Source organism: Dellaglioa sp. CoH-56-MRSF-11, assembly GCF_056782135.1.
Map to the genome: position 1 here is coordinate 1 of NZ_JBXAYE010000043.1, position 377 is coordinate 377.

Sequence of the window (377 nt, forward strand, 5' to 3'; positions counted from 1 at the left end):
GTCATGGTGAGGATTTGGCATTTGCTTTCCGAAAGGCAATTCGGAAAGCAAAAAGCGATGGTCGCTGCATAGCCATCAATGTCATGCACCGAGCGGAAATTGGTAATGCGGCGTGCGTAGCATCGTACGGAGCTGTGTCATACGTAGACAAAATTGTTGGGCATCGCGTCGAACACGAAGTGAATGGCACCAGCCGGGTCTATGTGATTTTGAAATACACGGGAGGCAGTAATGAAGAGTGATGCAGAACTCAATGTGGAGCGAGCACTGGCCGATCACAAGGATACGCGTGGTTGGGCGCATGTAGCGGCGCTGGCCGTGATCGAGGACCTTGGCGACCGCCGTGGCATCAAGCACGCGCTGGCTGAGGTGGACCC

The 377-nt window shown here is 54.6% G+C and carries 1 protein-coding gene; it reads left to right on the plus strand.

The annotated features are described in order from the left end of the window. A partial coding sequence (locus AC1RPT_RS07750; RefSeq protein WP_481762977.1) for a hypothetical protein occupies positions 1-242 on the plus strand: 242 nt, incomplete at its 5' end. Between the last annotated feature and the right edge of the window lie 135 nt (positions 243-377).